12 protein-coding genes are annotated in these 14,619 nt (G+C 57.7%); 9 read left to right on the forward strand and 3 right to left on the reverse strand.

What is annotated here, in order from left to right; all coding sequences use genetic code 11:
• Positions 1-27: 27 nt before the first annotated feature.
• Positions 28-1,863, reverse strand: a complete 1,836-nt coding sequence (locus ADG72_RS06975; protein WP_107070853.1) for a cell wall protein — start codon at positions 1,861-1,863, stop codon at positions 28-30.
• Between the two features lie 167 nt (positions 1,864-2,030).
• The gene (locus ADG72_RS06980; RefSeq protein ID WP_048713813.1) at positions 2,031-3,137 is read right to left on the reverse strand and encodes a methyltransferase domain-containing protein; all 1,107 of its coding nucleotides are present in this window, start codon (positions 3,135-3,137) and stop codon (positions 2,031-2,033) included.
• A gap of 152 nt (positions 3,138-3,289) precedes the next feature.
• Between ADG72_RS06980 and ADG72_RS06985 the strand changes: the two genes are divergently transcribed.
• From ADG72_RS06985 to ADG72_RS07005, 5 genes are all read left to right on the forward strand, one after another.
• Positions 3,290-3,745, forward strand: a complete 456-nt coding sequence (locus tag ADG72_RS06985) for an RNA-binding S4 domain-containing protein (RefSeq protein WP_048713815.1) — start codon at positions 3,290-3,292, stop codon at positions 3,743-3,745.
• Between the two features lie 251 nt (positions 3,746-3,996).
• Positions 3,997-5,853: a molecular chaperone DnaK gene (gene dnaK, locus ADG72_RS06990; RefSeq protein WP_048713821.1), complete on the forward strand. Its 1,857-nt coding sequence runs from the start codon at positions 3,997-3,999 to the stop codon at positions 5,851-5,853.
• A complete protein-coding gene (locus ADG72_RS06995) occupies positions 5,850-6,503 on the forward strand; it encodes a nucleotide exchange factor GrpE (protein WP_048713823.1) in 654 nt (217 codons plus the stop codon). Before dnaK ends, ADG72_RS06995 begins: the two co-directional genes overlap by 4 nt.
• 45 nt (positions 6,504-6,548) lie before the next feature.
• A complete protein-coding gene (locus ADG72_RS07000) occupies positions 6,549-7,595 on the forward strand; it encodes a DnaJ C-terminal domain-containing protein (protein WP_048713827.1) in 1,047 nt (348 codons plus the stop codon).
• Positions 7,595-8,119: a heat shock protein transcriptional repressor HspR gene (locus ADG72_RS07005; RefSeq protein ID WP_048713829.1), complete on the forward strand. Its 525-nt coding sequence runs from the start codon at positions 7,595-7,597 to the stop codon at positions 8,117-8,119. Before ADG72_RS07000 ends, ADG72_RS07005 begins: the two co-directional genes overlap by 1 nt.
• Before the next feature lie 80 nt (positions 8,120-8,199).
• Here ADG72_RS07005 and ADG72_RS07010 read toward each other — a convergent pair whose 3' ends face one another.
• Positions 8,200-8,778 (reverse strand): GtrA family protein, encoded by a 579-nt coding sequence (locus tag ADG72_RS07010; RefSeq protein WP_048713832.1) that lies wholly within the window; start codon positions 8,776-8,778, stop codon positions 8,200-8,202.
• 86 nt (positions 8,779-8,864) lie between these two features.
• Between ADG72_RS07010 and ADG72_RS07015 the strand changes: the two genes are divergently transcribed.
• The 4 genes from ADG72_RS07015 to clpB all read left to right on the forward strand — a co-directional run bounded on the left by ADG72_RS07015 (position 8,865) and on the right by clpB (position 14,581).
• A complete protein-coding gene (locus tag ADG72_RS07015; RefSeq protein ID WP_192831734.1) occupies positions 8,865-10,178 on the forward strand; it encodes a MurT ligase domain-containing protein in 1,314 nt (437 codons plus the stop codon).
• The gene (locus ADG72_RS07020) at positions 10,175-10,981 is read left to right on the forward strand and encodes a type 1 glutamine amidotransferase (RefSeq protein WP_048713835.1); all 807 of its coding nucleotides are present in this window, start codon (positions 10,175-10,177) and stop codon (positions 10,979-10,981) included. Before ADG72_RS07015 ends, ADG72_RS07020 begins: the two co-directional genes overlap by 4 nt.
• Positions 10,971-11,771, forward strand: coding sequence for a hypothetical protein (locus ADG72_RS07025; protein ID WP_048713837.1), 801 nt, complete (start codon positions 10,971-10,973; stop codon positions 11,769-11,771). Before ADG72_RS07020 ends, ADG72_RS07025 begins: the two co-directional genes overlap by 11 nt.
• 194 nt (positions 11,772-11,965) lie before the next feature.
• Positions 11,966-14,581, forward strand: a complete 2,616-nt coding sequence (gene clpB / locus ADG72_RS07030; protein WP_048713840.1) for an ATP-dependent chaperone ClpB — start codon at positions 11,966-11,968, stop codon at positions 14,579-14,581.
• Positions 14,582-14,619: the final 38 nt, after the last annotated feature.

Genomic DNA, 14,619 nt, shown 5'->3' on the forward strand with positions numbered 1-14,619 from the left:
CCCCCGCCTATAGCTATGAGATGCGAATTACGAGCGCTTCTTCCGCATTGTCGCGGCGCCAATAGCGCTTGTTCCGGCAGCGAGCAGCAGCACTCCACCGGTGAGAGCGCCGGTCTTGGCGAGCTGCGTTGCAGGCGTGGGAGGAACCGAGGGCGTAACCGTCGTCGGTGTTGGCGTCGGGCCTGGCTTAAAGGACAGGCGCGTGACGAAAAGGTGTGACTCGCTGCTTGTGTACTTCAAAGAATGTTCCATAAGCGGTGCCTCGGCCCAACCAGCCGATGGGCCGGTCATGGGCAAAGTCCATGCGGCGCTATATGCAGTGGTTGGAGGGCATGCCGGTGCGGGCGGGTCAAACACTGTTCCCTGGACGGGAAGTGGCTCGGCAGGCTTGAGCTGGTCGTAGCCGCCCATCGTTGGTGGGCAAGCGGGGGAGGGAGTGCCTGGGCGAACAATGACCCCAAGCTGCTTTGCGATATCGACTGAGACCAACCCCTGAGTCTGATGCTCAATTGTGTAGTCGGTATCAGGGCGCGCCGAATCGGCAAATGCGATCTTCTTGATCGTGATGACAGCCTCACCCTGAAGCTTTGACATTGCGTCCTTCAGAGCCTCGGCGGTTGTAATGGACTCAGGATTATTGACGTCGACTGTCACACGTGCCGTCTGACCATCAATCGCCACGGTCTTTGCCGTGAAGCCTTCCGGGATCCCGGTGATGGAGATGGCAGAGGGATCAGCAAATTTCAGCTGCTCAGGAAGAGTGATCTGCGTAGTGAAGCCCAGGTGTGCATTCTTCAGCATCATCTCATCGAAAGTCGCGGGAGATTCCTCGTACTTTTGCAGGAGGGTTGCAATGCGTCCACCCTGAAGATTGTTCAGGTGGATGACATTTTCGATGGTCAGAAGAGACTGCTTATTCTCAGCCTGGATTGTTTCCTTCTGTGCTGCGACGGCGTCATCAGCGCCGATCTTGAAGTCGGTATCGACCGTTGGATCATCGCCGTTGACCGGAAGGTCACCGAAAACCTTCTTGTACTTGTAGTAACCAGTCATGCGATCTGTTGACAGCTCTGAGGAAACAAACTCGTAGTCGGGGATCCCGGCAGCTTGGAAGAAGTTCGGACCAGTCTGAGGGGCTTTGAGGTCAGCTCCGGTCTCTGCATCCACCCAACGTGTCATCCGCTGTGGCGCGTTCGAAAAGCAGTCCGTGGGCGTGGATGCAATTGGATTTGATGCGACTGCAGAGGTGAAGACTTTGTTGGGGGTGTCGCCACCCGTAAAGAACTTCACAGTTGCCCTGCTGGTGATCTGCTCTTGAGCAATCCGTGCCGCATCTGCTGCATTATTTGCACCGACTGCATAGGGGATCTTGACCGTGATGGTATGCCCAAGAGGATTGCTCTTCTCGGATGTATAGGTGGTGTACAGTCCCTGCCAATCAGTATTCATCAAATGAAGATTGACCGTCATTTCGGTTTTCTCTGAATTGGGGGACAGCCACCAGTTTGAGATCAAGGAGGAGGAATTTGTGACGGTTCCGGGGCCAACCTGTGTTCCCTGAGGAACAGAGACCGTGAAGGTGATGTCCGGGTTCTGAGCACCCGCTGCGTGCGGGCTCTGTCCTGCTGTGGCTGCGGCCTGCATCTCGGCCTCGAAATTGGCCAGAAGGGTGACAACAGGAATCGTCAGGTTTACGGTTCCGTGGTAGGTCGCAATGACAGGATTGGTGTTGCAGACAGTGACTGCGTCAGCCGTGATGTTTTGAGAGATCGAGAATGCTTGATCCTGGGCTTGTGCGTCGCGTGGACCCGCTAGCGCCGTGCCACCGGTTATTAAAGCGGCAATAGCAGCCGTGGCTAACACAGCATTTCGAGTTCGTATCATCCTTCTACCTCGTCGTTATCTCAGGAAGTGCTCTTGTATGAGATGGGGTCTCAATGGATTCAAAAACGCATCTATTTTGAGTCTAGTTACGCAGTGAACTTTGAACAAGAATCCAGCGTATGTGAAGGCGATGAAGAAGTGAAGAACTATGCGATTTTCGTGAGTAAAACCGCGCATTCCATATGATTCGTATGGGGGAACATATCGAAGAGGCGCGCTTGTGTGAGTCGGTAGGAATTCATGAGTCGAAGGTCGCTGACCAGCGACTTTGGATAACAGGACGAGTAAATCACCGTGGGAATGTTGCTCTGATTAATCCACTGAGCAAGCTCTGTTCCAATTCCGCGCCGCGGTGGGTTGACGACGATGGCATCCGGACGTGCCTCGGCATATTGCGCAAAAGCCCACTGTGCGGCATCCCCGGCTATCAAATGAACGCGGTCGCTCACCCCCAAATCTTCCGCGGTGCACCGTGCTGAGGCAATGGCCTCGGGAGAAATCTCAACACCGCTGACGCGCTCAACCCCGCCACGTGCTGCGTGCAGTGCAAAACCGCCTACTCCGCAGTAGAGGTCCCATAGGGAAGATGCCCCGCTTTGTTGTGCCCAGCTCGCGACCTGTCGATAGAGCTGCGAGGCCACTCCCGTGTTGGTTTGCGAAAACGAGCGCGGTCCCAGGTGAAGCTCAACATCGCCGACAAGCATGGGCAGTGTCTGCTGCTCAGAAATGACGATCTCTTCGTCGCCTTCTACCAGTGCGGCGTGCGCGGGGAGAATATTGACGGTCACTACCTGAGCCGTAGGGATGAGCGAGTAAAGCAGTGAAAGTTTTGAACGTAGAAGTGCAAGGTCGCGCTTTGAGCGCATGACGAAGCGAATCATCAGTGCGTCATCGCTTCCCTGTGTGACCAAGATGTGTTTGAGTTCGCCACGCCTGTGCGCGATGTCGTAGGGCTCAAGGTGAAGCTCGCGAATGAATGCTTTCAGTGGTTCGATCGTCGAGGCGATGACCTTGGTGTGCGCAATGCAGTGCGGAAGGTCGACCCCTTCATAGGTAGGCGCAGGTCCCGTGATACCAAGCGTGGGGTGCTCGGCGCTTCCGCCGACCGCAAACTTTGCTTTGCTTCGGTAGTGCTCAGGCATTGATGCGGCGGCGGGTAGCCATTTCATTCCCGAGGGCTGGGGCAGAGTTGCCAGTAGCTCGCAGGCTTCTTTTTGACGCTGAGCAAGCTGGATGTCATAGGGAGTGGGCATGAGGGGGCACGAATGGCATTCCCTGTTTATTAGATGTACGCACTCCATCGTTTCATCTTGGCATCTTGGAACTGTCTTCGCCACAACGAGCAGATCTGTTGAGTGTAAGTAGGGGGGGATGTGTTTGCTGTTGGTGGCGTTAAGATTTCGCCATGACTGAGAAGGCGACTGATCGCGTGTCCAACGAACCGACGGAGGTTCCCGCGGGAGCGCTCGCGGCGGGTGAGAGTATGCGTATTGATACATGGCTGTGGGCAACGCGCCATGTGAAGTCGCGTTCGCAGGCAACCTCAGCTGCTCGTGCCGGTCACGTCAAAATTAACGGTGAATCGGTGAAGGCTGCGCAGAAAGTGCGTGTGGGCGATGAAGTTCGTTTGCGCGTGGAGGGCTTTGACCGTGTTCTTATCGTTCGCAAGCTCCTTGCGAAACGACTGGGTTATCCTTTCGCGAAACTGTGCTACGAAGATCTCAGCGAGCCGAGGCCTCGGCTGGGGGTCGCCTTCGCCCAGCGAGAACGCGGTAGTGGGCGTCCGACGAAGAAAGAGCGCCGAGATATGGAGAAATTCCGTGGAATGAATTCCGTTTTTTCCGCGGATTTTCAATGGTAATCGGCAGATTTGTCGATTCTAAATAAGTAATTTTGGAAACTGGGGAATAAAAGCCCCCGAAATAAGTTGAGTATGTCAGACTCAAGTTTTGGTGTAGGGCTTGCGGGCCCGGTAGGCAATCCGTAAACTTGAGTGCAACAGACTCAAGGTGGTCTGAAGGTCGAAACCTCGACCACCACAACAGAAGACGTACAAAGCGCGGCATCGCCTCGGCGACAATTTCCACCACGCTTTGATGAAAGGAAAAACTAATGGGACGCGCAGTAGGTATTGACCTCGGCACCACGAACTCCGCAATCGCAGTACTTGAAGGCGGAGAACCCACAATCATTGCGAATGCAGAAGGCACACGTACGACCCCCTCGGTCGTTGCTTTCTCCAAGACCGGCGAGGTCTTGGTTGGTGAGATCGCCAAGCGTCAGGCGGTCACGAATGTTGATCGCACCATCTCTTCGGTCAAGCGCCACATGGGCACTGACTGGAGCGTCAACATTGACGATAAGAAGTACACCGCACAGGAGATCTCCGCACGTATCCTCTCCAAGCTCAAGAGGGATGCAGAAGAATACCTCGGTGAGCCCGTTACCGACGCGGTCATCACCGTTCCTGCGTACTTCAACGACGCAGAGCGTCAGGCAACCAAGGATGCCGGCCAGATCGCAGGCCTGAACGTCCTGCGTATTGTTAACGAGCCGACGGCTGCGGCACTGGCCTACGGCCTCGAAAAGGGTAAGGAAGACGAGCTCATTCTGGTCTTCGACCTCGGTGGCGGTACCTTCGACGTCTCCCTGCTGGAAATCGGCAAGGATGATGACGGCTTCTCCACCATTCAGGTCCGCGCAACCGCAGGTGATAACCGCCTGGGTGGCGATGACTGGGATCAGCGCATTGTTGACTGGCTGATCGAGCAGGTGAAGGCTAAGAGCGGCGCAGATCTGTCCAAGGACCCGGTCGCACTTCAGCGTCTGCGCGCAGCAGCCGAGCAGGCAAAGAAGGAACTGTCCAGCGCAATGAGCACAAACATTTCGCTGCAGTACCTCTCGGTCACTGCTGATGGCCCCGTTCACTTGGACGAGACCCTCACCCGCGCAAAGTTCGAGGAAATGACCTCGGATCTGCTTGAGCGCACCAAGGCTCCCTTCGAGAAGGTCATCAAGGATGCCGGTATCTCCGTCAGCGAGATCGATCACGTCGTCCTGGTCGGCGGCTCCACTCGTATGCCCGCCGTTGCAGAGCTCGTGAAGAAGCTCACCGGTGGCCGCGAGCCCAACAAGGGCGTGAACCCCGATGAGGTCGTCGCAGTTGGTGCAGCCCTGCAGGCTGGCGTCATCCAGGGTGATCGTAAGGACGTTCTGCTGATCGATGTGACTCCTCTGTCCCTGGGTATTGAGACCATGGGCGGCGTCATGGACAAGGTCATCGAGCGCAACACCGCAATCCCGACTAAGGCGTCGCGCGTCTACTCGACCGCTGCCGACGGCCAGACCTCGGTTCTGGTCCAGGTCTTCCAAGGCGAGCGTCAGTTCACCGCTGACAACAAGTCGCTCGGTAACTTCGAGCTCTCTGGTATTGCCCCCGCACCGCGTGGCGTTCCTCAGATCGAGGTCACCTTCGATATCGATGCGAACGGTATTGTTCACGTCTCCGCGAAGGACCTTGGAACCGGCAAGGAAACCGCGGTGACCATCACCGGTGGCAGCGCCTTGAGCAAGGAAGACATTGATCGCATGGTCAACGAGGCCGCTCAGCACGAAGAAGACGATAAGAAGCGCCGCGAGGAGCTTGAGATTCGTAACTCCGCAGAGCAGCTGGTCTACACCATCGAGAAGACCCTGAAGGAAGACGCCGACAAGGTCTCCGAAGCGACCCGCCAGGAAGTCCAGGGTGACCTTGACGCCGTGAAGGAAGCCCTCAAGGGCAGCGACATCGAGGCTGTGAAGAGCACCGTTGAGAAGCTCAACCAGTCCGCGATGAAGATCGGCCAGGAGGTCTATCAGAACGCTCAGGCCGCTCAGGCCGCCGCTGAAGCAGGTGCTTCACAGGAGTCCTCCGCTTCCTCCGATGACGACGTCATCGACGCCGAAGTCGTGGATGAGGACGACAAGTGAGCACTGAGCCCACGAACACTTCCGACGACGCCCAGGATCCGGTGGTCGGCTCTCAGCCGGCCACCCCGGGCGACGCCCAGCCCCACGCTCAAGAGGGTGCAGCTGCAGACGCAACCGCGGCCTCGGCAAACACTCAGGGCGAGGAAATGGGTGAAGTCGACATGTCGGACTTTGAAGAGCAGCTCGAAGACAGCGAACTGTCCAAGGCTCTCGACCAAGTGGCGCAGGCGGAAGAAAAACTCGCCCGCGCCCACGCAGACCTGTACAACCTGAACCAGGAATATTCGAACTTCGTTCGCCGTTCCAAGGAATCCGTTGCCGGCCACGTCCAGTCCGGACGCGACCAGGTGCTGGAAGCCATGATCGGTGTCTTGGACGATATCGAGGCCGCGCGCAAGCACGGGGATCTCAATGATGGTCCCTTTGCCTCAATCGCGAACAAGCTAGAAGACACGCTTCGCACGCGCTTCGAGCTGGAACGTTTCGGAGACGAGGGGGACGATTTTGACCCCATGCTTCACGAAGCGCTCATGGCTCAGCCCAGCGCTGACGTGGATCACCCGGTCTTGGGACAGGTCTTGCAATCTGGATATCGTCGCGGAGAGACCATTATCCGCGCGGCGAAAGTCCTGGTGTACAACCCTGAATAAGGAACATTCAACGAACTGCAGAGTCAAAAAAGGAGGTGACGCGCAGTGAGTGGAGAAGATTGGCTCCAAAAGGATTTCTACAAGGTCCTTGGCGTAAGCAAGGATGCTGATGAGGCCACAATCAAGAAGGCCTACCGCAAACTTGCGCGCACCTGGCACCCCGACCAGAACAAGGGGAACCCCGAAGCTGAAGAACGCTTCAAGGAAATTGGCGAGGCCTACACGGTCCTGTCCAACCCTGAGCAGCGCCAGCAATACGATGCGATTCGCTCGATGGGCGCCGGCGGTTTCCGCGGCGGTGCTGGTGGCGGCGGAGCATCCGGCGTGAACTTTGAAGATCTCTTCGGCGCGTTCGGTGGGGGAAACGGCGGAAATGTTCGTTTCTCCACCAGCGGTGGCGGCGCAGGTATCAACCTCGACGACATTCTGGGTGCTTTCGGTGGTTTTGGTGGCGGCTCTTCGCGTGGGTCCTCTCCCTTCGCCGGCGCATCTCAATTCGGTGACTTCGGCGGAGCACACGGTTCGCCCTACCAGCAAGCCCCCCAAAAGGGCGAAGACTTGCATGCATCGACGCGCATTACGCTCAAGCAAAGCCTGAGTGGAGTCAACATCAAGTTGGCTGTCTCCGGAAATCCCATGACCGTCAAGGTTCCCAAGGGAATTAAGGACGGACAGAGTGTGCGTCTGCGCGGCAAGGGGAAGGCCTCGATCAACGGCGGGAGCGCTGGCGATCTGATCGTCACGATCCACGTCGAGGAGGATCCGGTCTACAGCCGCGAGGGAAATGACCTTCGCATGACCCTTCCCGTGACCTTTGCCGAGGCCACGCTGGGTGCCAATGTCGAGCTTCCCTTGATCGATGGTTCGACCGTCATCGTCAAGGTTCCCGCCGGCTCCGATTCCGGACGTACCCTGCGTCTGAAGGGGCGCGGTGTGGCCACGAAGAAGGGGACAGGCGATCTCTTGGCAACCATCAGTGTGGTAGTCCCCAAGGATCTAACCCCTGAGCAGCTTGATTCGATCAAGTCGCTAGCGGATTCGCTTGATCAGAGTGATCCGCGCGCAGAACTCGTAAAGAAGGTGAGTGCGTGATGGGACATCAGGATGAAGTAACCTTCGTGATTTCCGTTGCCGCACAGCTCGCGGGAATGCACCCGCAAACCTTGCGTCAATACGATCGGATTGGCTTGGTAACGCCCCTTCGTACGAAGGGACGCGGGCGGCGTTACACCCGACGCGATGTCGAGCGTTTGAAGGAGATTCAGCGCCTGAGCCAAGATGAGGGAATCAACTTGGCCGGTATCCAGCGAATCATGGAGCTGGAGGACGAAGTTGATCGCCTGCGAGAACAGCGCGATGCCTTGGCTGAGCGGGTCGAAGAATTCGAACCCGTCTTTGACCGAGTATTCGTGGCAAGCCCAGACGGCCAGATTCGCCCCATGCGTCGTGCGCATGCGCGTCGTGCTGAAGAATCTCGGCGCGGCGGCATGGTACCCGTCAGGGACCGAGGCCTCGTAGCGTGGCGACCTGCTGGCAAGCAGCGCGTTCGGGCGCTTATTGAAGCATCGCCCGAAGGAGTTCGGGTCATCGAAGGAACCGTTGTGGTTTCGCGATAACACACCCCCTCGAGCGATGTCCTCGAGGTGGAGTGAGTGAGGGGAGGCATGAAAATGCCTCCCCTTTTTGCTCCCAATTTTCAGGCAGCTAAGACCAGATCCCGTCCGGTGACCCGCGCAAGCATCGACGAAAGGATGCCAGTGACCCGCGTTGCTGTTTGCTGCAGCCCGGCCACGGCCTCGGAAATTGAGGCGCGAAGGTCGGCCAAGGTGCCGAAGACGAAGAAGTTCTGGCCTAGGTAGTTGACGATGAAGAGCGAAGTGTTCGCGGTTAAAGAGGCCATCCACAGAGCCATGCCGGCTGACACTAGAGCTTGGATCATCAGGTAGGACATGGTCATCACGCTTGCGGCCATGATCGCATAGCGGAAAGCTGTAGCAACAATTCCACCGCGAGCGTTGAAGACCTTCCGGTTCAGAGCGAAGTTCAGAGAACACGAGGAGACCCTGGCCAGTGCGACCGGCAGGAAGACTCCGCCGATGGTTGCGTTCAGGATGAGCAGCATCGTGTAGTCCAGCGCGGTTGAGGACAACGACGAGGCCAGGTAGCGCAGAACTCGCGCATTGGTGCGGATCGTGTCGACAAGCTTCGCGCTGAGGGCGGAAGCGAATGTCATGGCGGTCTGACCCTGCGTCTTGAGTGCTGCGTTCGTGTTCATGACACTAACTTTGCCCACAGCTGATCTGTACGAATTATGTCCAAGCTGTGGAGAAGCTATGAAGCAATCAATGTAGTGTAGGTTCCATGACTTCATTGACTTTACGTTCGCGCGTAGCAGTAGCAGCGGGGAAGGGTGCCAGTTGGGCCTCTCGCCGCCTCGGACGCGGTTCGGGCGGGATGATCGGTGGCAAAGTTGCACTGAAGCTTGACCCGAATTTGCTCGCAGAATTGGCAAAGAATCGCCGAAGCGTTGTCGTTTCTGGCACGAACGGAAAGTCAACAACAACCCGCCTGCTTCGAGCTGCGCTCTTTTCGATTGGTCACGTTGCCTCCAATACAAATGGAGACAATATGACCCCGGGAATCACCACCGCACTGATGCGTTCAGATGCCCCGCTTGCAGCGCTCGAAGTTGACGAGATGCACATGCCCACGGTGTCGCGTTTTGTCGATCCGCAGGCCATGGTTTTGCTGAACCTTTCACGAGATCAGCTGGACCGAGTGGGTGAGATCGGAGCTGTTGAACGTCGCCTGCGTAAGGCGGTCAATGAACATCCCAATGCTGTGGTGATTGCGAACTGTGATGATCCCTTGGTTGCCTCGGCTGCCTGGGATAGCCCCAATGTTCAGTGGGTTGCTGCCGGACACGCATGGATGGGGGATTCGACTGCCTTCCCACGCGGCGGACGCGTCATCCATGCCGATGACTCCTGGCGAGTTGTTCCTTTGACGGCCTCTTCTTCGGATGAGGGTTTGGATCAGTATCGTCGCCCCGATCCCCTGTGGTGGCTGGAAGATGAGGACCTTTCCGATCCTTCCCACCCCAGTGCCACTGCGTGTCGTAGGGATGGTCTGCGAATTCCTTTGCGGCTCTCACTTCCCGGTCGTGCCAATTTGTCCAACGCGCTCGAGGCGTTGGCTGCGGCCGTCGCGATGGGTGTGGACCCGCAGGCCGCGTGCCGTGCAATGTCCGAGGTCGTTGAGGTCGCAGGTCGCTATTCGACCTACGAAATCCATGGCCGACTGGCGCGACTCATGCTGGCAAAGAATCCCGCCGGATGGCAGGAAGCCATGTACATGATTGACCCCGGTGTTGATCAGGTGATTGTCGCGATCAATGGCCAGGTTGCTGACGGGCAAGACCTGTCCTGGCTGTGGGATGTGGACTTCTCGGTTCTTGGCGCTCCACACCGCAAGGTTTATGCCTGTGGCGAGCGCGGTGCAGACCTCGCAGTCCGATTGGAATATGCGGGTGTCCACTGTGAACTTTTCCCGCTGCCAATGGATGCGCTGCAATCGTGCATTCCGGGCAGGGTTGAAATTCTTCTCAACTACACGGCTTTGCGTGATTTTAAGCGGGTATTGGATTCTCATCGTCAAGCGGAGGAAGCAGAATGAGTGCACTGCGAATTGGCGTTCTTCTCCCTGAAGTCTTGGGGACCTACGCGGACGGTGGCAACGCCCTGGTGCTCGCGGAACGCGCGCGTCGGCGTGGCTTTGATGCCCAGATTCAGTATGTCGGTGTTGGCGATGCGATTCCCGATGATCTCGACATCTACACGCTCGGTGGTGGTGAAGACGCAGCCCAGGAACTGGCGGTCGAGACTTTCACTGCCGATCCCGGTTTGAAGAATGCTGTTGCGGCGGGTAGGCCTCTTCTGGCGATCTGCGCTTCACTTCAAATCTTGGGCCACTGGTACACGGATGCGCGCAATCGCAAGGTAGAAGGCCTAGGTCTCTTGGATCTGACGACTCGCCCCCAGGGAAAGCGTTCAATCGGCGAACTTGTTGTTCAGCCCGAAATCGAGGGACTATCTGAGCCGCTGACAGGGTTTGAAAACCACGGTGGCGGAAGCCAGCTGGGTCCCGATGCGCGTCCTTTGGGGAAGGTGCTTTTCGGAAAGGGGAACTCGATTCTTCCTCCCGAAGGCTTTGATGAGCCCAGCGCTTCTGCGGATGAGTCTGTCCTCAAAGCGCCGCGTATCGATGGTGCTGTTCAGGGGTCAATCATTGCGACCTACCTGCATGGGCCGGTTCTTGCGCGCAACCCTCAGCTTGCGGACCTCTTGCTTGAGCGCGCTTTGGGACACAAGCTCGAACCTCTCGAGGTTCCGGGGGTTGCGGAACTTCGTCGTGAACGCCTAGCTGCAACGATTTTGCGCCCAGAGCTCCGCGAGCGTTTGGAACGACATGAGCGCTGAGGAATCTCGATCAGGGCGGGGTGTGCCTTGGGATCAGTATGGTGAGCTGATCCTGCCCCCGCGCGGCCCGCGTTTTGAACGTTATTCCGAGGCTGAGCCGCAGGCCACCTCCGCGCGGGCACCCGAGGCTCCGCAGACCTCGCCGATCGAGGCTGTACCTGAGAGGGAAGGGGAGTCGGCGCCGGCGGGCAGGAGGCTGCCTCGCGAGGGAGAACAAGGGCGTATCAAACTGCGCACTTCCGGCGGAAAACTTGGCTATGCGCCACCCGCCCAGCCGATGCGCGGTGACGAGATCGGCGTTCCCGCGCAGGCTCGTCAGTCGGCAAAGAAGCGCCGGCGTGGAATTGGTGTGATTGTGCTGGGCATTGTCATGTCCGTACTCATTGCTCCCGCGACTTTCTTTGGAATTGCAATGTCTGGTGCGGATTTTTCTGCGATGCAGGCGAGCGCTCGTGAGGTTTCCAGCGGCCAGAGCGTGAGTGTGGATTCCAGTGGCGGCTATGTCGTTCAGGTGACGTCTGGACAGGCAACTTCGTGCCTCCTTCGCGGAAGTGATGGGGGAGAGCACCCTATGCAGTCCACCTTGAACCAGTGGACTGTTTCGGGACTGCAGGCTGGTGATTACACGCTTGTCTGCTCTCCTGATGGTCTGAAAATGGTTGGAATGACGGGCTTTAGTGAGTCTGTTGCCCTGTCGAAGGCTCCCGATGCGATGACCTGGTCGAGTGTCATCGGAATGCTGGGCTTGAGTGTGATCGGTCTGGGGATTTACCTGCGCCGTTCGCGCTAAAACTGCACTGATGTGGGGAGCGCCGAGCTGGCGCGCTATGCGTTCAGCTCGGCGTTCTTTTTCTTTTCTGTGAAATGTGTTTTCGGATGCCGATTTGTGCAGAAAAATAAAGTTGAGTGGAATAGACTCAAGTTTGTTGACGTTGTGTAAGTCAGAACGAAAAAAGCCGCCCGTAATAAGCGGCAGGAGGAATGATGACTGAACAATTTACAAGCAAAGCCCAAGAGGCAGTGAGCAGCGCGGTCCAGTCGGCACAGGCCGCTGGGAACCCGCAGGTGGATTCCCTGCATCTCTTGGAAGCACTTCTTGAACAGGGTGAGGGCATTGCCTACTCTCTGCTTCAAGCAATTGGGGCAAACCCGCAGCAGATCGGCGCTCGTACGCGTAATGCGTTGGTGGCTCTGCCCTCAACCAGCGGCTCGAGCGTTGCCCAACCGCAGACTTCACGTGGTCTGATCCAGGTGATTAACGATGCCCGCAAGCGTGCAGAAGCAAAGGGAGACGCCTACGTTTCTACTGAGCACCTGCTCATTGCGTTGGCCGCAAATGACGATAGCGCAGGCGAAATCCTGCGTGAAAACGGTGCAACCGAAGAACGCCTGCAGAAGGCTCTGGATGAGCTTCGCCCCGATCCCATTACCAGCGCTGACCCCGAAGGTTCTTTCGAGGCCCTCAAGAAGTACGGACGCGACCTGACCGAGGTTGCACGCCAAGGCAAGCTGGATCCCGTGATTGGTCGCGATAGCGAAATTCGCCGCGTGATCCAGGTGCTGTCTCGTCGAACCAAGAACAACCCTGTTCTGATCGGTGAGCCCGGCGTCGGTAAGACCGCCGTCGTCGAAGGCCTCGCGCAGCGAATCGTCGCTGGCGACGTCCCCGAATCTTTGAAGAACAAGAAGCTGATCGCTCTTGATCTGACCGGAATGGTTGCGGGCGCGAAGTACCGTGGTGAATTCGAGGAACGCCTCAAGGCTGTTCTTAACGAAATCGAACGTTCCGACGGCGAAATCATCACCTTCATCGACGAACTTCACACGGTCGTCGGTGCCGGTGGTGGCTCCGAAGGCGCAATGGACGCGGGCAATATGCTCAAGCCCATGCTTGCCCGTGGTGAGCTCCGCATGGTTGGCGCAACAACCCTGGATGAGTACCGCGAGAACATCGAAAAGGACCCCGCTCTTGAGCGTCGTTTCCAGCAGGTGTTCGTTGGTGAGCCTTCGGTTGAGGACACCGTCGCAATCTTGCGCGGTATCGCGCCGAAGTACGAAGCACACCACAAGATCACCATTTCTGACGGTGCTTTGGTTGCAGCGGCTCAACTGTCCGATCGCTACATCACCGGGCGTCAGCTTCCCGATAAGGCCATTGACCTGATCGACGAGGCCGCCTCCCGACTGCGCATGGAGCTCGACTCCTCGCCCGAGGAGATCGACGTTCTGCGCCGCCAGGTGGACCGTCTCCGTATGGAAGAGTCCTACCTGACCGAGTCTGACCCCGACGGTCTGGACGAGGCCACGGCGGAGCGCCTCGAGAAACTTCGTGAGGACCTCGCAAACAAGAACGAAGAGCTCGCTGCTCTGACCAGCCGTTGGGAAGCCGAAAAGGCTGGCCACAACCGCGTGGGTGAGCTTCGCGTCCAGTTGGATGAGTTGCGTACCCAGTTGGAGCTGGCGATTCGTGCGGGTCGCTTCGAAGAAGCGGGACGTCTGCAAAATGGCGATATTCCTCAGATCGAACGTCAGATTCGCGAAGAGGAAGAAAAGGTTGAGGCCCAGGAAAAGGCGAACGAGGCCAATGAGCCGATGATCGCCGAGAAGGTCGGTCCGACCGAGATCGCTGAGGTTGTCGAATCGTGGACTGGAATCCCCGTGGGCAAGCTGCTCCAGACTGAGAGCGAGAAGCTCGTCCATATGGAGGACTTCATTGCCCATCGACTGATCGGTCAAAAGGATGCTGTCCGCGCGGTTTCCGATGCGGTTCGCCGCTCGCGTGCAGGCCTGTCCGATCCGAACCGACCCACAGGTTCCTTCCTCTTCCTTGGCCCCACGGGCGTTGGAAAGACCGAACTTGCGAAGTCCTTGGCGGAGTTCCTCTTCGATGATGAACGCGCCATGGTTCGAATCGATATGTCGGAGTATTCGGAGAAGCACTCCGTGGCCCGTTTGGTCGGTGCCCCTCCGGGATACGTCGGTTACGAACAGGGCGGTCAGCTGACCGAGGCCGTGCGTCGTCGCCCCTACAGCGTTGTCCTCTTGGACGAGGTTGAAAAGGCAGACCCCGAGATCTTCAACATCCTCTTGCAGGTCTTGGATGACGGACGCTTGACCGACGGTCAGGGACGTACCGTGGACTTCAGGAACACAATCCTGATCCTGACCTCGAACTTGGGATCGATGTTCCTGACCGATCCTGAGCTCAGTGAAGAAGAAAAGCGCGAAGGCGTGATGAACGCTGTGCGTGCGTCCTTCAAGCCTGAGTTCATCAACCGTCTGGATGAGACCGTGATCTTTGATCCGCTCAGCCCCGAGGACCTGTCTGGAATCGTTGATCTCTTGGTCGAATCTATGGCGGATCGCCTGAAGGATCGCCGTATCAGCCTGAATGTCACCGAAGGTGCACGAGGCTGGCTGACCAGGCGAGGATATGACCCGGCCTACGGTGCTCGTCCTCTGCGCAGGCTAATCCAGCGCGAGATTGGCGATCGACTGGCCAAACTGCTTCTGAGCGGCGAGGTTGAAGACGGCGACACCGTCACCGTCGATGTCACCGACGATCTTGAAGGACTCCGCGTTGAGGTATCCAATCACTGATCGGTAGCGACTTGCGGGTGGTGCGAATAATTTCGCAC

Source organism: Trueperella pyogenes, assembly GCF_001070855.1.
Taxonomy (GTDB): domain Bacteria; phylum Actinomycetota; class Actinomycetes; order Actinomycetales; family Actinomycetaceae; genus Pauljensenia; species Pauljensenia pyogenes_A.